This is a genomic window from Streptomyces sp. NPDC001070 (assembly GCF_053598835.1).
Genome location: NZ_JBSFLB010000002.1, coordinates 315,359 through 335,278, shown reverse-complemented (window position 1 = coordinate 335,278; position 19,920 = coordinate 315,359). Strand labels below are relative to the sequence as shown.

Genomic DNA, 19,920 nt, shown 5'->3' with positions numbered 1-19,920 from the left:
CCCTCGCACAGGAGGGGCGCCGCACTGACATCGATCCTGGTCAGCGCGGCTTGCTAAGCAGAAGGCGTACGGCACGCATGGGGTCAGGTTACCCCAGAGCGGGAAGGGCCCGCACCGAGGATCCCCCCGGTGCGGGCCCTTCCGTGCCGTTTCCGGCCGTGCTCAGCGGCGGTGGTGCGTCGTGTACGAGTCGAGGTACCCGCGCGCCGGAGTCCCGACGCCGGTCACGTCGTCGTAGCCGACGACCGCGGACAGGGAGCTGTCCTTGCCGAGGCTGCGGACCGAGGTGATCGTGCCGTCCGACGCGTCGAAGCCGTTGGCGAAGTCCACGCGGACCACCGCGAGGTCCCTGCCGCGGCCCAGCGGGTGGTCGGTGACGTCGTGGTACGCCCCGGTGCCGTAGCGGTCGTAGATCAGCGGGTTGGCGAAGCCGATCGGCACGCCGTGCCGGGCCTGCTGCGCCAGCGCCTGGACGCCCGCGATGACCGGCGCGGCCAGCGAGGTGCCGCCGATCCGGTACTCGCTGTACTGGAACGACCCGTCCGGGAAGGCCTGGGTCTGGCCGACCAGGAAGCCGGTGTTCGGGTCGGCGACGGCCGAGATGTCGGGCTCGACGCGCTGCTTGACCGTGCCGCCGTTGGCCAGGGCGAGCGAGTCGGGGACGACGCCGCGCTGGTAGAACGGCTGCCCGTAGAGCTTGCTGGTGCCGCCGCCCGCTCCGGAGGTGTAGGCGCCGGGGAAGTTCGTCCAGCTGGAGCCGTCCGCGGACAGCGTGGCCTTCAGGGTGCCCCAGCCGGTCTCCCACTGGTACTTGTCGCCCTTGCCGACGGCGAGCGAGGTGCCGCCGACGGAGGTGACCCAGGGGGAGTTCGCCGGGGTGTCGACCTGCTTCACGCCGTGCGCCGCGACGTTGTCGCCCGCGTCGCCGGAGGAGAAGTAGAAGCCGATGCCCTCGACCGCGCCGAGCTGGAAGATCTGGTCGTACGCGGCGGCGATGTCCGGGGTCTCGTTGCTCTCGATGTCGCCCCAGGAGTTGGAGACGATGTCGGCGAGCCGGTGGTCGACGATCTTGCCGAGCGCGTCGAGCAGGTCGTCGTCCGTGCAGGAGGAGGCGCCGACGTAGGTGATGTCGGCCGCCGGGGCGACCGCGTGCACCGCCTCGACGTCCAGGGTCTCCTCGCCGTACCAGCCGGACGCGTCGCACTCGTCGGGTCCGGTGTAGCGGTAGTCGCTCGGCAGCACCTGGGAGAGCTGGCCGCGCTTGTACGGGGCGTCGCCGTTGCGGGCCGCGTACTTCTTGGCGTCGTTCACGATCGTCGGCGACGCGAAGGCGTCGGTGATCGCGACGGTGACGCCCTTGCCGGTGTACGAGCCCGCGCCGTAGGCGGCGCGCAGCTGCTCACCCGTGTAGCCCTTGATGGCGTAGGGCGCGTGCGTGCCGTAGGCGACCGGGAGGCTGTTGTTCGTCTTCGACCCGAAATACGTGGAGAAGGGGCCCGAGTTCTTGAAGACGGCGCCGGGCGGCGGCAGCGTGTCCTGGTGCCGCGCGCGCCGGGGGGAGTTGTCCAGGCCGGTGACCGTGAGCACCGCGCCGTCCAGGGAGGCGGGGACGGAGGCGGTCGCGGTCGGCGCGTGGTAGGTCTTGGCGCCCTTGGCGTAGTTGTGGAGCTGGGTGCCGAACGCCTTCTCGGCGTCGGCGACGTCGCCGGTGACCGTCAGGTAGTGGTCGTTGGCGCCGGTGACCTTCAGCCCGGAGGACTCCAGCCACTGCCGGGTCTGCGCGACCTGCTGGGCGGTGGCGCCGAAGCGGGCCTTGGCCTGCTTGGCCGAGAGGAACCTGCCGTACGAGGCGGAACCGGGGTCGGACACGGCCTTGGCGTAGTCCGCCAGGCCCTGGGCGTCACGGCCGGCGAGGTACACCCGGAGGGTGACCTTCGCCGAGTCTGCGGTGGCGCCCTTGTCGGCCTTGGCGGTGGCCCAGGCCGGCTTGCTGCCGGCGAGGCTGTCACGCCCGTGCGGGGCGTCGGCCTGAGCGGCGGGTATGCCCATCGCCAGCGCACCGGCGACCAGAGGCAGTGTCGCTGCCAGGGCCAGGCCGGCCCGCTTTCTGGAGCGGGTTGAGCTCATGAAACCCCCTGCTGTGTGAAGTTCTCACGCGGAATGGCGGCACGCCGGAACCGGCAGCGCGCGTACACCGCCACGCCACTCTCGCGGTGAACAGCTCATGCCAGGGACATGCGTTCGCCAAGAAGGGCCCAAGGAAGCGCCACGAAAGGGCAATTGGGGCGGCATTCCGATCCGGAATGCGGACATATCGTGCCGGAGGCCGGACGCTCCGGGTGAAGGACCGATCATCCTTGCCGAACAGAGCCCGAACAAACCGACGTTAGCAGTTCGTAATGATCCGCATCCCCGGTTGTCGAAAGACGATCGAACTGGGCACCCGTACGGGTTAGCGTCTGGCGCATGCGCACCAACCGTCAGTCCTCGGACAGTCGCCGGACCCCCCCGATCCCGGCGAGCGACATCCTGTCCGGGGCCCTTCGCGCCGCACGGTCGCCCCGCGCCTGGGCGATCGCCGGTACCGCTGCCGCCCTGCTCGTCCTGGCCGTCACCGCAGGCCCGTTTCTGCGGGCGTTCCTCGACTTCGGGGCCGGCGTCCTCACCCTCGTCTCCCTGAGCTGCACCGTCATCTGGGGCCTGGTGTCCACCGACACCGTCTTCCTCGGGCCCCGCGAACGGCTGCTCACCCAGGGCATCCACCGCGGTCTGGGTGTCGCCGCGATCGGATTCCTGATCCTGCACGTGACGACGAAGGTCGTCGAGGTGCGTGTCGCCACCGCCGGCGCCTTCCTCCCCCTCGGCGTCACCGGCCGGGACGGCCTCATCTCGCTCGGCGTGATCGCGGCCTACCTGATGATCCTCGCCGCCGCCACCGGCGCGATGCGCAGTGTCTTCGCCGCCAACCGCCACCCGGTGCGGTGGCGGATCCTGCACAGCACCGCCTACGCGTCGTGGTGCATGGCGCTGATCCACGGTCTGGAGTCCGGCCGCTCCGCCAAGACCTGGATCATCGTCGCCTACGGGATCTGCCTGGTGGGTGTCGCGATCGGGCTGATCTACCGGCTCCGCAGGACCCGTGGCGAGGCGCTCTTCCCCGAGACGCGCGAACGCTCGGCCTCCTTCCGCAAGCTCGGCGGCGAACGGGCCGCGGCCCGCGGCGGTTCGGGCGGCCGCCGCAGGGCCGCCCCCCGGGACGAGAGTGGTCCCAGCCTGGCCAGCGCCTACAGCGAACCGCTGCCGCCGCTGCCCAACTTCCCCACCGCCCAGCAGTACATGGCTGTTCCTCCCCCGGCCCCGGACCGTACCCTCGGCATGGATCCCGCGGCCGCCACGATGCAACTGCCGCAGGTGCCCGCCGAACCCCAGGCGCCGTACCAGCAGCAGCAAGTGCCGTACCAGCAGCAACCCCAGCAGACCGGCTGGGACGGCACCCCCGCATGGGGCACCCCGATGCCGGACGGCGGGCAGGGCGCGGATCCGCTGGGGGCCGACAGGCTCCAGCCGATCGCCTGGCAGCAGTCCACGCCCGGACCCTATGAAGGACAACGATGAGCGTTCCCGCCATACCGGACCGGTCACCCGCCCCTCGCTCGGGGGCGGGTGATGTGCTCCCCGACGTGCGCACCGTCGGGCTGCCCCGGATCACCGCGGGGTTCGACGAGGTGGAGCGCCTGGACCGGGTGACCCACCTCAACGTGCACGGTTCCATGCCGAGCATGACCGAGGGCGAACTTCTCGACCTCGCCGAGTTGATGGGCCTGCGCGGCCGCGGCGGCGCGGGCTTCCCTTTCTACAAGAAGCTCAAGGCCGTCGGTGAGGCCGCGCGCCGGCGCGGCTCCCCGACCGCCGTCGTGGTCAACGGCTGCGAGGGCGAGCCTGCCTGCCGCAAGGACGCGGTCATCCTGCGCCGCGCCCCGCACCTCATGCTGGACGGGGCCCTGCTCTGCGCCGAGATCCTCGGCGCCCGCGAACTGGTCGTCAGCGTCACCCGCGACACCAACGAGCAGTCCGTCCGCGACGCCCTGGCCGAACGCGGCCTCGGCACCAAGCGCGGACGCCAGTTGCGGGCCCGGATCGTACGCATGCCCGAGCGCTTCGTGTCGGGCGAGTCCTCGGGCATCATCTCGGCGGCCAACGGCGGCCTCCCCCTGCCGCCGGGCAAGAAGGTGAGCGCGAGCGAGTCCGGCGTCGGCGGGATGCCGACGCTCTTCTCCAACACCGAGACCTTCACCCAACTGGCCATCGGCGCGCGCATGGGCGCCATCCGCTTCGGCTCCGCGGGCGCCCCCGGCGAGCCCGGCACCGCCATGCTGACCGTGTCCGGCTCGGTGCCCCGGCAGACGGTCGTGGAGACCCCGACCGGTGTGCCGATGTCGTACATCCTGCAGATGTGCGGCGGGAACCCGGGCCAGGGCGTGCTCGTCGGCGGCTACCACGGCAACTGGATCGACCCCAACGTCGCCTCGATGGTGACCATCGCACGGGAGAGCCTGGAGGCCCACAAGGCCACCCTCGGCGCGGGCGCCCTGCTCCCGCTGGACCCGGGCCTGTGCCCGCTGGGCGAGTCGCTGCGGGTCGCACAGTGGCTGGCCGCCGAGACGGCCGGCCAGTGCGGGCCGTGCCGCCTCGGGCTGCCCCGCATGGCAGGACTGCTCCAGGACGTGCTCAACGGCGGCGGGCAGGCCGCGCTGGAGCAACTGCGGCAGACCGCGGTGGCGGTGAAGGGGCGCGGGGTGTGCAAGCACCCCGACGGTTCGATGCGCTTCGTGATGTCCACCATCAACGCCTTCACCGACGACCTCGCCGCCCACGTCCTCGGCGGCGGCTGCGGCCGCCCCACGGTGGGCGTGCTGCCGCTGCTGAAGTCCGACCCGCCGGTGCTGCGCGGCGGCGCTCCCGCGGGCTCGGCGGCCGCTCAGACCAGCGACAAGCGGCTGATCGTCGACTGGACGCTGTGCAAGGGCCACGGCCTGTGCGCCGGCGTGCTGCCCGAGATCGTACGGCTGGACCGTGACGGCTACCCGGACATCGCCGGCACGCCCGTCCCCCCGCACCTGGACGCGGCCGCGCAGCGCGCGGTGGCCCGCTGCCCGGCGCTGGCGCTGCGCATGGAGGAGGGCGGCCGCCGCTGACCGCGGCCGCCCGCGAGAGGGGCCCGGCACCCACGGTGCCGGGCCCCTCTCGTGTCCGGGCCGAGTGGCGGGCCGCGGGTGCGCCCCGGCGCGGTACTACCGGGCCGGCCGGGGCTCCTCGCCCGAACCGGGCCCCGGGCTCCCGCCCGCGCACCTCGGGACGGGCCGCCGCGGTCGGACGCCCCGCCACGGTCGGGAAACCCGCCGGGGGCGGCGGCGCCCGATCACGCTCTGGCCGGGCAGGCCCGGACGGGCCGCCCACGGGCCGGCCGAAAGGTGCCGGTCGCCGCCTCGGGGACGCGACCACTAGCCGCGGGGGTGCGCCGTCCACGGCACCGGACCGGCACCGCCCATCGGGACCTTCCCCGGCGCGTGGCCTGCCCGCACGGCCGCCACCGCCGTGCCGGCGCGGGAGTGGCCCCCGGTCCCCGCGCAACGCGAAGAGCCCGTCCGATCATGCTGATCGGACGGGCTCTCGTCACACTGCGGAAGTGGAGCTACGGGGATTCGAACCCCGGACCTCTTGCATGCCATGCAAGCGCTCTACCAACTGAGCTATAGCCCCGCGGTGCCGTTCTCCCGGGTTCCCCCGGCGACCTGGCATACATTACACGGCCCTGGGGCCGGTTCGCCAAATCGATTCCTGGCCCGCCGGGACGGCGCCCGGTACTGTCGGCTGACCCCGTCCCCGGAAGTGACTGGAGCAGGCCGCAGTGACCGCGACGCAGCCGATGGCCGACACCGCGGCACGAAGTCCTCGGGTCCGGCGGCCCACCCTCGTCGCGGCGCTCGTGTGCCTGGTCTCCTTCGCGGCGTTCTGGGCCGCCCAACGCGCCGCGCACGTCTCGATGATCGACCTCACGGTCTACCGGGCCGAGGGCTGGACGGTGCGCAACGGGGGCGACCTGTACGCGATGCGGGTCACCCACGCCCAGCTGCCCAACACCTATCCGCCGTTCGCGGCGCTGCTCTTCACACCGCTGACGCTGCTCGGCGCGGGCGCCGCGCGCGTCGCGGTGACGCTGCTCAACCTGGGCCTGCTGGTCGTCCTCGCCCATCTGTCGCTGCGGCTGGCCGGGCTGCCGCGGCGGCTGCCCGCGGCAGCAGTCGCGCTGGGCGTCGCGGCGGGAGCGGTGTGGTGCGAACCGGTCTGGACGACGCTGCGGTACGGACAGATCAACCTGCTGCTTGCGGTCCTCGTGCTCTGGGACCTCACCCGGCGCCGGGGCGGCGGCGCCGGGATCGGCATCGCGGCGGGGATCAAGCTGACGCCGCTGCTGTTCGTGCTCTTCCTGGCCGTCGGCGGGGCGGTGGTCGCCTGGCGGCGGCGCGAGCACTGGAACGCCTGGCTCCGGAAGGCCGCCGTGGCGTCCGTCACCTTCGCCGCGACCGTGGGCCTGACCGCGCTCGTCCTGCCGGGCGACTCCCGCCGCTTCTGGACGGAGGTCGTCCTCTCCGCCGACCGGGCCGGCAACGGCGAGGACACCGCCAACCAGTCCCTGCGGGGCGTGCTCGCCCGGGCCCTGCACACCGGTGACCCGGGCGTCTGGTGGCTCGTCGCCGCCGCCCTCGTGGCCTGCGTGGGCCTGTCCGTCGCCACGGCGCACCTACTGGCCGGGGAGCACGCCTGGGCGGTCCTGTCGTGCGCCGTCACGGCGCTTCTGGTCAGCCCCGTCTCCTGGTCGCACCACTGGGTGTGGGCGGTCCCACTGCTCGTCCTGCTCGGCGGTCGGGCCCTGCGGCGGCGCCGCTCCGCGCCCTGGTGGGCCGGCACCGCCCTCTTCGGCCTCCTCTTCAGCTCCTACGCGCTCTGGCTCACTCCGCACGGCGACGGTGTCTCGCGTCCCGAACTCCACCAGTCGGCGCCGCAGATGGCCCTCTCGGCGGTCTACCCGGCCGCCGGGGCCGCGTTCCTGTGCCTGGCGGCCACCGTGGCCTGGCGCGGCCGGAAGACCCCCGTAGCAGGCGGCTGAGGGCCGCTCATGCCGCCCGGCGGCGCAGCGTCGCCACGAGCGCGCCGCCCGCGGCCGTGGCCGCAAGGGCGGCGGCGGTGACCGCGACGGCGTGCGCGGAGGAGTGGGCGGCGGTGAGCCGGTTCAGGAACAGCGTGCCGAACGTGGCGACGCCGATCAGCCGGCCGAGCTGCGTGACGGTGGCGAGCAGCCCGCTGGCGTCCGCGGCATCGTCGGGGCGCACCTGGCCGAGGGCGAGGGTCAGCGTGGGGCTGAAGGATGCGCCCAGCCCGAGGCTGACCCCGAACAGGGCCACCGGGAAGGCGGTTTCGTGCAGCTGTCCCCCGCGCAGCAGCAGGCCGGTCGCCGCGAAGGCCGCTGCGGCCACGAGCAGTCCGCCCGGCGCCAGCCACCCATGGGTGCGCGCGGGCAGCCGGTGCCAGGTGAGGCTGGTGCCCCCGAAGGCCACCGCCGCCGCAGCGAAGGTGAGCCCGGTGTGCAGGGCGCTGCGGCCCAGCCCGCTCTGCAGGTGGAGGGCGATGGCGAACAGGAAACCCGCGTTGAGGGCCATGGCGACGCCGATGACGGCGACGGAACGGAGCATGCCGGGCGCCCGCAGGACCCGTGAGGACACCAATGGGGCGCCGCCGCGCCGGGCCAGCAGCACCTCGAGCCGGGCGAAGAGCGCGAGCAGCGCGGCGCCGAGAGCGAGACAGACCCAGCCCCACACCGGCCAGCCCTCCTCCTGGCCCAGCACCAGGGGCACGGTGAGCAGGGTCACGGCGGCGCCCAGGGTGACCAGCCCGGGCAGGTCGAGACCGCGGCGGCGCTCGGCGGCGCCCTCCGTATCGCGCGGGACGACGCGCGGGGCGAGGACCAGCAGGGTCAACCCGATGGGGACGTTGACCAGGAAGACCGGGCGCCAGCCGGTGCCGAACAGGTCGGCGCTGACCAGCAGGCCGCCCAGGGACTGCCCGGCGGCGGCGCCGGTGGCCATCACGGCCGAGTAGACGCCGAGGGCGCGCGCCCGCCGCTCGCCGGCGAAGTTGCGCTGGATGAGGCTGAGCACCTGCGGGATCATCAGCGCGGACCCGGCGCCCTGCACCAGCCGGAAGGCCGTCAACTGCCCGGTGGCCCCGGCGAGTCCGCAGGCCAGGGAGGCGGCGGTGAAGACGGCGAGTCCGGTGAGGAACGTCCTGCGGTGTCCCCGCAGGTCGCCGATCCGGGCGCCGGTGATGAGCAGGACGGCGTAGGAGATGGTGTAGCCGGCCACGATCATCTGCAGCCCCGCGCCCGACGCGTGCAGGTCGGTGCGGATGGTGGGCGCGGCCACGTTGACGATGAAGACGTCGAGCAGGGCCATGAACTGTCCGGTGAACAGGATGCCGAGCAGCCGGCCGGCGCGTGGGCCGCTCCTGCCGGCCAGACCTTCCGGGACGCCCTGTGCGGTAACGGTGGAATGGGCCATGGCACGAGCCTGCGGGCGGGCCCGTACCGGTAACGAGAGCCCCCGGATGCTGGTACCAGCAGCACCTGGCACCACCGCGCGCACGGGCGGACGATGGGGCGCATGGCCGTCGTCACGTCCCCGCGCCGCACCGAGCTCGCCGCCTTCCTGCGCAGCCGCCGCGCGCGGATCGGGCCCGAGGACGTCGGCATGCCGCCCGGCCTGCGCCGCCGCACCCCGGGGCTGCGGCGCGAGGAGGTCGCGCAGCTCGCCGGGGTGGGGGTGACCTGGTACACGTGGCTGGAGCAGGGCCGGCCGATCAACGCCAGCGTGCAGGTGCTGGACGCGGTGGCGCGCACCCTCCGGCTGGACGTGGCCGAGCGCAAGCACCTGTACCGGCTGGCGGGCGTGCCGTTCGTCCGGGAACCGGTCTCCGACGCCGAGGCGGTCGGCGAGGAGGTGCAGGGCATCGTCGACGCCCTCGACCCGCTCGCGGCGGTGGTCTACAACGCCCGCTACGACGTGCTGGCCGCCAACGCCGCCTACCGCCGTCTCTTCCCGGTGGTACGGGTCACCTCCCGCGCCGACCGCAATGTGCTGCTGCGCCTGTTCACCGGCCCGCCGTGCTGCTCGGCCTTCGTCAACCGGGAAGACGAGCTGCCCCGGATGGTCGCGCAACTGCGCGCCTCGTACGGCCGGCATGTGGGCGAGCCGGCCTGGGAGTTGTTCGTCGAGCGGCTGATCCGGGAGAGCGCCGAGTTCGCGCAGATGTGGGCGAGCGGGGACGTGGCGGCGCCGGGGCAGCGGATCAAGGTGATCCAGCACGCCTCTGTCGGACGGATCCGGCTGACCTCGACCTCGCTGGCGGTCGAGGCGATGCCGGAGCACCGGATCGTGGTCTACACGCCGGCCGACGAGGAGAGCCGCGAGCTGACGGAGTCACTGCGGGACGTGGACGACCCGCTGATCGGCTGCCCCCGGCACGCGCGCCCGCTCTCGGCGATCGTTACGGAGCGGGAGGCGTCCCCGGGCACGGCGGGGCCAACGCACGAATCCCGCCTCCCCTGAGGGAGACGGGATCCGGTGTGCTGTGGAGCTACGGGGATTCGAACCCCGGACCTCTTGCATGCCATGCAAGCGCTCTACCAACTGAGCTATAGCCCCGCTGTCCTCGGGCTTTCCGCCCGGCGAACGAGAAGAAGCTTAGCCGGTCAGGGCCGGATTCCTGAAATCGGCTCCGGACCGGCCCCGCCCCGGGCGTCCGCGGCCCGTCAGTCGTCGTCGCCGAGCACCGGCTCGGGCAGGGTGCCGGCGTTGTGCTCCAGCAGCCGCCAGCCGCGGGCGCCCTCGCCCAGGACCGACCAGCAGGTGTTGGACAGGCCGCCGAGCGCCTCCCAGCTGCGCGGGTCCAGCTCGAGGAGACGGCCGATGGTGGTGCGGATGGCGCCGCCGTGGCTGACCACGACGAGGACACCGCCGTCGGGCAGCTTGTCGGCCGCCGCGAGCACCACGGGGGCGGCACGGTCGGCGACCTCGGTCTCCAGCTCGCCGCCGCCGCGCCGCACGGGCTCGCCGCGCTTCCAGGCGGCGTACTGCTCGCCGTACCGCTCGGTGATCTCCTCGTGGGTCAGGCCTTGCCACACACCCGCGTAGGTCTCCCGCAGCCCCTCGTCGTACGAGATGTCCAGCTCCGTGACGGCGGCCAGCTCGGCGGCGGTGTCGGCGGCGCGCTGCAGGTCGGAGGCGATGATCGCGTCCGGGCGCAGAGCGGCCAGCAGCCGGGCAGCGCGCTTGGCCTGCGCGAGGCCGGTGGCCGTCAGCGGGATGTCCGTGGAGCCCTGGAAGCGGCCCTCCACGTTCCAGGAGGTCTGACCGTGCCGCCAGAAGACGATGCGACGACCGCGGCCGCGCGAGTGCCCGTTCAGATCAGCTCTCCGTCCTCGTCGGCGGCGGTGGCACGGGCGTGCTCCTCGGCCTTGCCGCGGGTCGCGACGGCGTCCTTGGGCAGCTCGAGCTCGGGGCAGTCCTTCCACAGCCGCTCCAGGGCGTAGAAGACCCGCTCCTCGGAGTGCTGGACGTGCACGACGATGTCGATGTAGTCCAGCAGGACCCAGCGGCCCTCGCGCTCGCCCTCACGGCGCACCGGCTTGGCGCCGAGCTCCTTCAGCAGCCGCTCCTCGACCTCGTCGACGATGGCCTTCACCTGGCGGTCGTTGGGCGCGGAGGCCAGCAGGAACGCGTCGGTGATGGAGAGGACGTCGCTGACGTCGTAGGCGATGATGTCGTGCGCGAGCTTGTCGGCGGCCGCCTGGGCGGCGGTCTGGATGAGCTCGATGGAGCGGTCCGTGGCGGTCACAGGTGCGGCTTTCCGGTCGGGGACGTCGTACGTCCAGGGTCTCACGGACCGCCCTCGGTCCCCGACCGGTTATGTGCCGCCTCGCTGATCAGCCCGGCTTCGGCGGGCTGTAGTCCTGGCCCAGGACGACCGTGATGTCCGCGTTGGAGGCGACCGTGCCCTTCTTGGCGGCCTTGGCGGACAGGCCCAGCGTCTTGGCCAGCTCCTGTGCGTTCTCCTTCTGGTCGGCGTCCGCGTACAGGACCTCCGAGGTGGCCTGGCTGCTCGCGGTGGCGCCGGAGACGAAGGTGTAGCCGCCGCCGACGATCTGGACCTGGGCCTCGCCGGTGTTGGCGGCGACGCCGGAGGCGTTCTTCAGGGTGACCCGGGGGATGCCGTCGGAGTCGGTGTTGGTGACGGTGCCGCCGAGCACCTTCTTGACCACGTCCTCGGTGGCCTTCTCGCTCAGCGTCCCGTCGGGCTGCACCGGCAGGGTCTCGGTGGTGAAGTCGCCGCCCTTGGCCTCCTCCGACAGCGCCGCGAGGCTGCTGCCGAGGTCCTTCTCGGTCAGCGGCGGCTCGATGACCTGGTTGAGTCCCTCGATGGTCTTGGTGGCCAGGTCGGGGTCGCTGTACATCTTCCGCAGCATGGCCTGGACGACCTGCCCGAAGCGGGCCAGCTGCTTGTCGGCCGCCTCGCCCGGAGCGCGGTAGGTGGCGTACGCGACGGCCGCCTGGCCGCCCAGCTCCTGCTGCTTGCCGGGCTTGACGAGGGTCTTGTCGCCCTTCTTCTTGCCGGCCTTCACGGTGGCGTCGGTGTCGACGAGGATGCCGCCGAGGGACTCGACGAGGTTGTCCAGGTACGGGGTGTCCAGCCGCCAGGTGCCGCTGATCTTGGTGCCGAGCAGGCCCTCCAGCGCCTCACGGGTGGGGGCGGAACCGTTCTCCACGACGGACTTGCCGAGCGTGGTGCTGCCGCCGTCGTCGCTGCTCACGGCGAGCGAGTTCGGCAGCAGGACGGTCGTGCCCTTCTTCGTGGTCGAGTTGCTGACCAGCAGCGCGGTCGAGGTCGCGTCGCTGCCCACCGGGCGCAGGTGCAGCACGATCACGTCGCGCTTCTGGCCGCCCGCAGCCTGCTGGGCGGTCGCGGTGTCCCCGCCGAGGCCGGGGATCTTGCCGGCCTTCCACAGGTAGCCGACGCCGCCGACCGCCGCCAGCGCCAGGACGACGACCAGGGCGACGACGCGGTTGCGGCCGCGGCGCTTGGCCTCCTCGCGCCGCTCGGTGCGGGACTCGGTGAACTTCAGCCAGTCGATGACCTCTTCCGACTCCTCGCTCTCCTCGTCGACGAAGGCGAACTGGCCGGTGTGGTAGTCGGCTTCGGCCGAGGACGCGCGGCCAGCGGCGGGCCGGGCCGGCGGCGGCTCGTCGAACGCCGGCGGCCGCTGGGCCGGAGGGGCCTGCGCAGGCGGCGGGGGCTGCTGCCCGTACTGCTGCTGCTCGTAGTACGGCTCCTGGTACTGCGGCTGCTGCGGGATCCAGCCCTGGTACTGCTGGGTCTGCTGCGACTGCTGTGCCTGCTGGGGGTGCTGCGGCTGCTGCTGGTACTGCTGCTGCTCCTGCGGGTAGTACGGCTGCCCGGAGTACCCCTGCCGGCCCTGGTAGGGCTGCTGCCGGCGCGGCTGCTGCGTGTACGGGTCGTATCCGCCGTACTCGTTCCCGTATTCGTTTGCGTAGTCGCCCTGCTGCTGTGGGTAGGGGTCCTCTCCGTACGGGTCCTGACCGCCCTGCTCGGGTGTTCCCTCGGCGTATTGCCATCGGGGGTAGTCGTTCACTGGGGGACCCCTCCAGTTGCCGATCAGCCGCTGATCACTTACCGGTACAGCCTGCGTTTGTCGATGTAGCGCACAACGCCGTCGGGCACGAGATACCAGACCGGCTCGCCTTTGGCGACCCGCTGACGGCAGTCGGTCGAGGAGATGGCCAGCGCGGGCACCTCCACCAGGGAGACCCCGCCGGCCGGGAAGCCGGGGTCGGCCAGCGTGTGCCCGGGACGGGTGACGCCGATGAAGTGCGCGAGCGAGAACAGCTCCTCCGCCTTGCGCCAGGAGAAGATCTGGTTCAGCGCGTCGGCCCCGGTGATGAAGAACAGCTCCGCTTCGGGGTGCTCGGCCCGAAGGTCGCGGAGGGTGTCGATGGTGTAGGTGCGGCCGCCGCGCTCGATGTCGCTGCGGCTGACCGAGAACTGCGGGTTCGACGCGGTGGCGATCACCGTCATCAGGTAGCGGTCCTCGGCCGCCGACACCTTCTGGGCGCTCTTCTGCCAGGGCTGGCCGGTGGGCACGAAGACCACCTCGTCCAGCTGGAAAAGGTGCGCCACCTCGCTGGCCGCCACGAGGTGGCCGTGGTGGATGGGATCGAACGTCCCACCCATCACACCGATTCGCTTCTTCATGCGGATAGACCCTACCCGCATCACGTGTTCGACCTCAGCGGTCGCGGTTGAAGCGGGTGGTGATGAAGAGCAGGAACAGCAGCGCGAACAGCGCGCCGCCGCCCGTGAGGTAAGGGCTGAGGCTCTCGTGGTTGCCGCCGCCCTCACCCTCGGCGAGCGTGGTCAGGAGGGCGGTGGTCGCGTAGGAGGTCATTCGGCTGATCCCTTGGTGGCTTCGAGGACTCTCGGTGGGCGGGAAGACTCGGGGGACATCGTACGGGCGGGCCCGGTGGAACTTCGCGGTGGCTCCGCGCGTCCTTACTAGGTATCAACGGGCGAGCAGGGGGGGCAGGGACATATGTCCGGTCCGAACGATTCGAGCGGTGTGAACGGCGGCGGGGACGGCGGGAAGCGGCTGCCCGGACGCAACCGGCGGCGCTTCGAGGGCATCTCCTCGCGCGCGTACGAACACCCGGCCGACCGCTCCGCGCTGGTGGCGCTGCGCAAGCTGAGCGGCTTCGACACGGTGTTCAAGGCGCTCAGCGGCCTGCTGCCGGAACGCTCGCTGCGGCTGCTGTTCCTCTCGGACTCCGTGCGGGTCAGCGACCAGCAGTTCGCCCACCTCCACAACATGCTGCGGGACGCCTGCTACATCCTCGACCTGCCGAAGATCCCGGCGATGTACGTCACCCAGGACCCGCGGCCGAACGCGATGTGCATCGGCCTGGACGAGCCCGTCATCGTCGTCACCACCGGACTGGTGGAGCTGCTGGACGAGGAGGAGATGCAGGCCGTCGTCGGTCACGAGGTGGGCCACGCCCTGTCCGGCCACGCCGTGTACCGCACGATCCTGCTCTTCCTGACCAGCCTGGCCCTGCGGGTCGCGTGGATACCGCTCGGCAACCTCGCGATCATGGCGATCGTCACCGCACTGCGCGAGTGGTTCCGCAAGTCCGAGCTCTCCGCCGACCGCGCGGGGCTCCTGGTCGGCCAGGACCTGCAGGCCTCGATGCGCGGCCTGATGAAGATCGCCGGCGGCAACCACCTGCACGAGATGAACGTGGACGCGTTCCTGAAGCAGGCCGAGGAGTACGAGGAGTCCGGCGACCTGCGCGACTCCGTGCTGAAGATCCTCAACGTGCTCCCGCGCAGCCACCCCTTCACCACGGTGCGGGCGGCGGAGCTGAAGAAGTGGGCCGCGAGCCGCGACCACCAGCGGATCATGGACGGCCACTACCCGCGGCGCAGCGAGGACCAGGACACCTCCGTCTACGACTCCTTCAAGGAATCCGCGAGCCACTACGCCGACACGGTGAAGACGAGCAAGGACCCGCTCATGAAGCTGCTCTCCGACATCGGGTCGGGGGCCGGCGACATAGGCGGCCGGCTGCGCGACCGCTTCACCGGGACCCCGGGCTCGGGCTCCGGCTCGCCGCAGCGCCCGCCGAAGGACTCGCCGGACTCCCCGCCCGAGGACTGAGCCCGGGCCCGGCCACCACCGGCGCCGGCGCGAGCACCCCGCACACCGAGTTGATCTGGTGGCGGTGGTCGTAGGGGTCGACTCCGGGCTGCACCGGCGGCCGCTGTCCGGCCAGCAGCGGCAGGAAGTGCGCCACCGGGGCGCTCACGCAGGACAGCGGCCCGGCCTCGACGGAGGCCTGCAGCAGCTCCACGTGCTGGTCGCGCAGGTCCTCGCGGTCGAAGCGCAGTCGCAGCTCGCGCCGGACGGTGAACAGGGAGGCCTGGCCGCTGCCCCCGGTGGCGGCCTGCACGGCGTAGACCAGGGTGTGGTCGGCGACGACCTCAAGGGCCTCCTCCCCCGCCTCGGCCACGGTCATGGTGCCGCGTACCCGGACCTCGTCGTCGGCGAGGGCGACCCGGGTGGGATCGAAGCGCACCAGCCAGCCGGTCGCCGCGTGGCTTCCGTCGTCGGCGGGCCGCTCGAGGCTGCGGTCGAACTGGTCGAGCTGCCCGGGATCCAGCATCGTGCGCACCGTGCGGATGTCGCCGCCGGTCAGGGCGCCGGGGTCGGCGGAGGAGGCGACCAGGTAGTCCTTGGCGAAGACCAGGGCCTGCATGACCTGGCTCTCGCTGAAATGGGCGGTGCGGTGCGCCGGCGGCAGCGTGTAGCCGTCGCCGCCGGTCCGGTAGCCCGCGGCGCGCTGCCCGGCGAAGGGATCCGCGCGGTCCACTGCGGGCACCGCGGCCGTGGGGGTGAGCGGGAGAAGGCTGATCCGCAGCGGCTCCGCCACGGGCGGGGCGGGCGGGTCGTACGGATTGCGTATGCCCAGGTAGACGGCGGTGCCGAAGGCCACGGCGATCAGCAGCACGAGGACCAGGGCCTGCCGCGGGGCCCCTCCCCGGGCCCAGAAGCGCCGGGTGCGGACGGAGCGGGCCGAGCCGTCCAGCCGTTCCCGCGCGGAGAACTCCTGTATCCGGGCAGCACGAACGAACGATTCGTCGAAGACGACGGATCGGTACTCGTCCTCACCACCTCCCGGGGAGCCCTCGGGGTTCCCCTCCGGTGGGTCACCAGGCCCGGTCATACAACAAGCGTAGGTCTGTCAGGGCCCTTTAAAACGTGCTGGTACGAGTCAAGTTGCGGGCGGGCTCAGGGGGTGTGGCTGACCGCCACAGGGGGCAGGGACGGGGCGCCGATCCGGCCCGTCGGGGCGGGCGGCACGGCGGGCTGGCGGGCGCCGCCGGCACCCCGGTAGACCGCCGCGAACGTCAGTGCGACGACGCCGATCCCCATCACCACGGCGAGCACCCAGGCCACCGTCCGGTGCCAGCGGTCGTGCCCGCGGTAGGGCCGGCGCTGGGCGTAGAGGTCCTCGTACTCCTCGTCCTCCGTGGAGCGCCCGGCGGCGTCCTCCTCGTCGTACGGACCCGTGCCGTCCTCCCCGCCGAGGACGCGGGCGCGCGAGGCCTCCGCCTCGGCCTGCGCCGTCGCGGAGGCGAGCATGCGCTCATGGGCACTGGGTTCGTGGAAGGCGGCCGCCCGTATGAAGGCCTCGTCGAACACCACGGACGCGAATTCGTCATCCGCGCCACCGTGGTCCTCGCCGTCCGGGAACGGCTTGCCCCCCAGTTCGTCCGGCACCCGTCCAGAATAGGGCCGATGACGCGGATTGGGCAGGCCGCTCGGAAACTCCGTCCGCGAGCGCGGTCAGCCGCGGATGTGGCCGTCCCCGGTGAAGACGTACTTGGTCGAGGTCAGCTCCGGCAGGCCCATGGGGCCACGCGCGTGCAGCTTCTGGGTGGAGATCCCGATCTCCGCTCCGAAGCCGAACTGCCCGCCGTCGGTGAACCGGGTGGAGGCGTTGACGGCGACCGCCGCGGAATCCACCAATCGGGTGAATCGCCGGGCGGCCGGCTGTGAGGTGGTGACGATGGCCTCGGTGTGCCCGGAGGACCAGAGCCGGATGTGCCGCACGGCGGCGTCGAGCGAGTCCACCACGGCCGCGGCGATGTCGTAGCTCAGGTACTCGGTCTCCCAGTCCTCGGTGGTGGCCGGGACGACGGTCGCCTTCGTACCGCACTTCCCGGCCAGCTCCCGCACCCGCTCGTCGGCGTGCACGGTGACCCCGGCCTCGGCCAGCGCGTCCAGGGCGCGCGGCAGGAAGTCGGCGGCGATGTCCTGGTGCACCAGCAGCGTCTCGGCCGCGTTGCACACGCTCGGCCGCTGCGCCTTGGAGTTGACCAGGACCGAGACGGCCATGTCGAGGTCGGCGTGGGCGTCCACGTACACATGGCAGTTGCCGGTGCCGGTCTCGATCACCGGGACGATGGACTCCTCGACCACGGTCTTGATGAGGGAGGCGCCGCCGCGCGGGATGAGCACGTCGACCATGCCGCGGGCGCGCATCAGCTCGCGCACCGACTCCCGGCTCTCCCCCGGGACCAGCTGGATCGCGTCGGCGGGCAGCCCGGCACCGCCCACGGCGTCCCGCAGCACCGCCACCAGCGCCGAGTTGGAGTGGTACGCGGAGGAAGAGCCGCGCAGCAGCACGGCGTTGCCGGACTTCAGGCACAACGCGGCCGCGTCCACGGTCACGTTGGGCCGGGCCTCGTAGATGATCCCCACCACGCCGAGCGGTACGCGGACCTGACGCAGGTCCAGCCCGTTGGGCAGGGTGGAGCCGCGCACCACCTCGCCGACCGGGTCGGGCAGGCCGGCCACGTCGCGCACGTCGGAGGCGATGGCCCGGATCCGCTCCGGGGTCAGCGTCAGCCGGTCGACGATCGCCTCGCCCGTCCCCGCCTCACGGGCGCGGGCGACATCCTCGGCGTTGGCCTCGACGACCTCCCGGGTGCGGACGACCAGCGCGTCGGCGATCGCCAGCAGCGCGTCGTCCTTCACCGAGCGCGGCAGCGGCGCGAGGTCCTCCGCGGCCGCACGGGCCCGGTAGGCGGCCTGCAGGACCGGACTCTGCGGCCACGGCGAGGGCAGGGAGGCGGCGAGGTCGTCGTTGCTGTGGCTGCGGCTGCGGCTGCTCATAGCCGCCAGGGTACGGCGTGGGCACCGGCCGGCGGGACGGCTTTCCAGCCCCTGAGACCGGGGCGGAACCCGGCCGGGACCCGCGCGGAGCGCGGTCCCGCTCAGTACGGGTGCACGCCGACCGGTGCCGCCGGGGGCGGTCCGTAACCCTCCGCGAGGCGCTGGTGGTAGGTGTCGCGGTCGATGACCTCCAGGCCGACCGTCTCCCAGGGCGGCAGCTTGGCGGAGGAGCGGTGCTCACCCCACAGCCGCAGCGCGATGGCGGCGGCGTCGTGCAGGTCCCGGGCCTCCTCCCAGTACCGGATCTCGGCGTGGTCGGCCGCGTACCGGCTGGTCAGCAGGAAGGGGTGGTCGTGCGCGAGCTGCTCCAGCGCGCGCCGCACCTCGGCGAGCGGGGCCTCGGGCCCGGAGACGCTGAGCGTCACGTGCCAGAGCCGGGACACCGGGCGCTCCCGCGTCTGCGGGACGGTGTCGTCGGTGGCCACGCTCACCAGTGTCCGCTCCGCCGTCCCTCGGGACGACGATGCCCCTGGGCGCCCTCGTCTCACCGGCGGCCTCCCTGTCGTCCCTGTCGTCTCGTCCCTGGCCGGATCTCGTGCTCCGCCCTCAAAGTCCAGCAGCCCGGGAGAGGCCGCGGGGCGGTTTTCACGAAGTAACCACGAAGGAGGTGGCCGTCAGTGGTGCAGCAGTACGAGGTCGTCCCGGTGCACGACCTCGCGCTCGTAGGCGGGGCCCAGTTCCCGCGCCAGTTCGCGGGTGGAGCGTCCGAGCAGCCGCGGCAGTTCCTTGGCGTCGAAGTTCACCAGGCCGCGCGCGACCGCGTGGCCGGAGGTGTCGCGCAGTTCGACCGGGTCGCCGGCCGTGAAGTGGCCCTCGACCCCCGCGATGCCGGCCGGCAGCAGTGAGGTGCGGCGCTTGACGACCGCCTGGACGGCGCCGTCGTCGAGGATGAGCGCGCCGAGCGGGGTGGAGGCGTGGGCCAGCCACAGCAGCCGGTCGGCGGAGCGCTTGCCCGTGGCGTGGAAGAGGGTGCCCGTGCGCCGCCCGGCGAGCGCGTCCGCGGCCTGCGAGGCGGAGGTGAGCACGACCGGGATGCCGGCGCCCGCGGCGATCCGGGCGGCCTCGACCTTGGTGACCATGCCGCCGGTGCCGACGCCCGCCCTGCCCGTGCTGCCGATGGACACGCCCTCCAGGTCTTCCTGCCCGCGGACCTCGTCGATGCGGGAGGTGCCCGGGATGCCGGGGTCGCCGTCATAGAGGCCGTCGACGTCGGAGAGCAGGACGAGCAGGTCGGCGCGGACCAGGTGGGCGACCAGGGCGGCCAGCCGGTCGTTGTCACCGAAGCGGATCTCGTCGGTGGCCACCGTGTCGTTCTCGTTGACGATCGGCATGGCTCCCATGGCGAGCAGCTTGTCCAGGGTGCGGTACGCGTTGCGGTAGTGCGCCCGGCGGCTCATGTCGTCGGAGGTGAGCAGCACTTGACCGACCCGCACGCCGTACCTGGCGAAGGAGGCCGTGTAGCGGGCGACGAGCAGGCCCTGGCCGACGCTGGCGGCGGCCTGCTGCCGGGCCAGGTCCCGGGGCCGCCGGGTCAGCCCCAGCGGCGCGAGGCCGGCGGCGATGGCTCCGGAGGAGACCAGGACGATCTCCTTGGCGCCCGCGCCGTCCTCCCGGGTCCCGCGGGCCTTGGTCAGGACGTCCACCAGGGCGTCCACCCGGTCCGCGTCCAGGCCACCGGCCGCCGTCGTCAGCGATGACGATCCGACCTTGACCACGACCCGTCGGGCGTCCACCACGTCCTGTCTCACGCTCGCCACGTGCTCCCTCACGTCTCGCACCGCTCGTGCATCGGTCCTCGCACCGCAATCTACGCGAGCGGCCGATGCCGGCGCCTCCGAGTTCCGACGGCCGGACGATTCCGGGCGCGACCGGGTGCCGGCTTCCCGAACCTGCGTCGCTTTGCACGCAACGTGAACGGCGGGCCACCGTACGGCGCCGTCGGGCTGTCCTTGCGCCGACTTACTCTCGGGTTACGCTGTCGCGGACATCCATGTCTA

General features: G+C 72.7%; 17 protein-coding genes and 2 tRNA genes. 5 read left to right on the top strand and 14 right to left on the bottom strand.

Features of this window, described 5'->3' with window-relative positions; genetic code table 11:
• Window positions 1–162 precede the first annotated feature (162 nt).
• Window positions 163–2,127: a S53 family peptidase gene (locus ACWDAS_RS03770; RefSeq protein ID WP_450387120.1), complete on the bottom strand. Its 1,965-nt coding sequence runs from the start codon at window positions 2,125–2,127 to the stop codon at window positions 163–165.
• 339 nt (window positions 2,128–2,466) lie between these two features.
• Between ACWDAS_RS03770 and ACWDAS_RS03765 the strand changes: the two genes are divergently transcribed.
• Both ACWDAS_RS03765 and ACWDAS_RS03760 read left to right on the top strand, forming a co-directional pair.
• Window positions 2,467–3,615, top strand: coding sequence for a hypothetical protein (locus ACWDAS_RS03765; RefSeq protein WP_450387119.1), 1,149 nt, complete (start codon window positions 2,467–2,469; stop codon window positions 3,613–3,615).
• Window positions 3,612–5,195 (top strand): NADH-ubiquinone oxidoreductase-F iron-sulfur binding region domain-containing protein, encoded by a 1,584-nt coding sequence (locus tag ACWDAS_RS03760; protein ID WP_450387117.1) that lies wholly within the window; start codon window positions 3,612–3,614, stop codon window positions 5,193–5,195. The genes ACWDAS_RS03765 and ACWDAS_RS03760 overlap by 4 nt, the downstream gene beginning before the upstream one ends.
• Window positions 5,196–5,687: 492 nt before the next feature.
• Here the strand turns inward: ACWDAS_RS03760 and ACWDAS_RS03755 are convergent.
• Window positions 5,688–5,760: transfer RNA gene (locus tag ACWDAS_RS03755), tRNA-Ala, on the bottom strand.
• A 148-nt stretch (window positions 5,761–5,908) separates the two neighbouring features.
• On the opposite strand from ACWDAS_RS03755, the gene ACWDAS_RS03750 reads away from it, so the two are divergent.
• Window positions 5,909–7,168, top strand: coding sequence for a glycosyltransferase 87 family protein (locus ACWDAS_RS03750; protein WP_450387115.1), 1,260 nt, complete (start codon window positions 5,909–5,911; stop codon window positions 7,166–7,168).
• Between the two features lie 7 nt (window positions 7,169–7,175).
• On the opposite strand, the gene ACWDAS_RS03745 is transcribed toward ACWDAS_RS03750, so the two are convergent.
• Complete coding sequence (locus ACWDAS_RS03745) at window positions 7,176–8,615, bottom strand: MFS transporter (RefSeq protein WP_450387113.1); 1,440 nt, start codon at window positions 8,613–8,615, stop codon at window positions 7,176–7,178.
• A 102-nt stretch (window positions 8,616–8,717) separates the two neighbouring features.
• Between ACWDAS_RS03745 and ACWDAS_RS03740 the strand changes: the two genes are divergently transcribed.
• Entirely contained in the window at window positions 8,718–9,662 is a 945-nt protein-coding gene (locus tag ACWDAS_RS03740; RefSeq protein WP_450387111.1) for a helix-turn-helix transcriptional regulator, read from the top strand.
• 23 nt (window positions 9,663–9,685) lie between these two features.
• On the opposite strand, the gene ACWDAS_RS03735 is transcribed toward ACWDAS_RS03740, so the two are convergent.
• The 6 genes from ACWDAS_RS03735 to ACWDAS_RS03710 form a co-directional block, all read right to left on the bottom strand.
• Window positions 9,686–9,758 (bottom strand) — tRNA-Ala (locus ACWDAS_RS03735).
• 107 nt (window positions 9,759–9,865) lie between these two features.
• Window positions 9,866–10,519 (bottom strand): histidine phosphatase family protein, encoded by a 654-nt coding sequence (locus tag ACWDAS_RS03730; RefSeq protein ID WP_450387287.1) that lies wholly within the window; start codon window positions 10,517–10,519, stop codon window positions 9,866–9,868.
• A complete protein-coding gene (gene rsfS, locus ACWDAS_RS03725) occupies window positions 10,516–10,950 on the bottom strand; it encodes a ribosome silencing factor (protein WP_450387109.1) in 435 nt (144 codons plus the stop codon). The genes ACWDAS_RS03730 and rsfS overlap by 4 nt, the downstream gene beginning before the upstream one ends.
• 88 nt (window positions 10,951–11,038) lie before the next feature.
• A complete protein-coding gene (locus ACWDAS_RS03720) occupies window positions 11,039–12,763 on the bottom strand; it encodes an LCP family protein (protein WP_450387107.1) in 1,725 nt (574 codons plus the stop codon).
• 38 nt (window positions 12,764–12,801) lie between these two features.
• Window positions 12,802–13,383 carry a nicotinate-nucleotide adenylyltransferase gene (gene nadD, locus ACWDAS_RS03715; protein ID WP_450387105.1) on the bottom strand — a complete coding sequence of 194 codons (582 nt, stop codon included), beginning with the start codon at window positions 13,381–13,383 and terminating at the stop codon, window positions 12,802–12,804.
• Between the two features lie 34 nt (window positions 13,384–13,417).
• Window positions 13,418–13,576 carry a hypothetical protein gene (locus tag ACWDAS_RS03710; RefSeq protein ID WP_450387103.1) on the bottom strand — a complete coding sequence of 53 codons (159 nt, stop codon included), beginning with the start codon at window positions 13,574–13,576 and terminating at the stop codon, window positions 13,418–13,420.
• Window positions 13,577–13,720: 144 nt separating this feature from the next.
• On the opposite strand from ACWDAS_RS03710, the gene ACWDAS_RS03705 reads away from it, so the two are divergent.
• Window positions 13,721–14,842: a M48 family metallopeptidase gene (locus ACWDAS_RS03705; RefSeq protein WP_450387102.1), complete on the top strand. Its 1,122-nt coding sequence runs from the start codon at window positions 13,721–13,723 to the stop codon at window positions 14,840–14,842.
• Here the strand turns inward: ACWDAS_RS03705 and ACWDAS_RS03700 are convergent.
• The 5 genes from ACWDAS_RS03700 to proB all read right to left on the bottom strand — a co-directional run bounded on the left by ACWDAS_RS03700 (window position 14,763) and on the right by proB (window position 19,680).
• Entirely contained in the window at window positions 14,763–15,908 is a 1,146-nt protein-coding gene (locus ACWDAS_RS03700; RefSeq protein WP_450387100.1) for an SCO2583 family membrane protein, read from the bottom strand. The genes ACWDAS_RS03705 and ACWDAS_RS03700 overlap by 80 nt on opposite strands.
• Window positions 15,909–15,973: 65 nt before the next feature.
• Window positions 15,974–16,465, bottom strand: coding sequence for an SCO2584 family spore wall biosynthesis protein (locus ACWDAS_RS03695; RefSeq protein WP_450387098.1), 492 nt, complete (start codon window positions 16,463–16,465; stop codon window positions 15,974–15,976).
• 66 nt (window positions 16,466–16,531) lie between these two features.
• On the bottom strand, window positions 16,532–17,863 hold the full coding sequence (locus tag ACWDAS_RS03690) for a glutamate-5-semialdehyde dehydrogenase (protein ID WP_450387096.1): 1,332 nt from the start codon (window positions 17,861–17,863) through the stop codon (window positions 16,532–16,534).
• A gap of 101 nt (window positions 17,864–17,964) precedes the next feature.
• Window positions 17,965–18,411 (bottom strand): hypothetical protein, encoded by a 447-nt coding sequence (locus tag ACWDAS_RS03685; RefSeq protein WP_450387094.1) that lies wholly within the window; start codon window positions 18,409–18,411, stop codon window positions 17,965–17,967.
• Between the two features lie 126 nt (window positions 18,412–18,537).
• Window positions 18,538–19,680 carry a glutamate 5-kinase gene (gene proB / locus ACWDAS_RS03680; protein ID WP_450387092.1) on the bottom strand — a complete coding sequence of 381 codons (1,143 nt, stop codon included), beginning with the start codon at window positions 19,678–19,680 and terminating at the stop codon, window positions 18,538–18,540.
• Between the last annotated feature and the right edge of the window lie 240 nt (window positions 19,681–19,920).

Bases quoted from the DNA above. Each gene is read 5' to 3' on its own strand.
- ACWDAS_RS03745 (WP_450387113.1), bottom strand. From the start codon at position 8,615: ATGGCCCATTCCACCGTTACCGCACAGGGCGTCCCGGAAGGTCTGGCC.
- ACWDAS_RS03760 (WP_450387117.1), top strand. From the start codon at position 3,612: ATGAGCGTTCCCGCCATACCGGACCGGTCACCCGCCCCTCGCTCGGGG.
- ACWDAS_RS03710 (WP_450387103.1), bottom strand. From the start codon at position 13,576: ATGACCTCCTACGCGACCACCGCCCTCCTGACCACGCTCGCCGAGGGT.
- ACWDAS_RS03765 (WP_450387119.1), top strand. From the start codon at position 2,467: ATGCGCACCAACCGTCAGTCCTCGGACAGTCGCCGGACCCCCCCGATC.
- ACWDAS_RS03690 (WP_450387096.1), bottom strand. From the start codon at position 17,863: ATGAGCAGCCGCAGCCGCAGCCACAGCAACGACGACCTCGCCGCCTCC.
- ACWDAS_RS03740 (WP_450387111.1), top strand. From the start codon at position 8,718: ATGGCCGTCGTCACGTCCCCGCGCCGCACCGAGCTCGCCGCCTTCCTG.
- nadD (WP_450387105.1), bottom strand. From the start codon at position 13,383: ATGAAGAAGCGAATCGGTGTGATGGGTGGGACGTTCGATCCCATCCAC.
- ACWDAS_RS03770 (WP_450387120.1), bottom strand. From the start codon at position 2,127: ATGAGCTCAACCCGCTCCAGAAAGCGGGCCGGCCTGGCCCTGGCAGCG.
- ACWDAS_RS03700 (WP_450387100.1), bottom strand. From the start codon at position 15,908: ATGACCGGGCCTGGTGACCCACCGGAGGGGAACCCCGAGGGCTCCCCG.
- ACWDAS_RS03705 (WP_450387102.1), top strand. From the start codon at position 13,721: ATGTCCGGTCCGAACGATTCGAGCGGTGTGAACGGCGGCGGGGACGGC.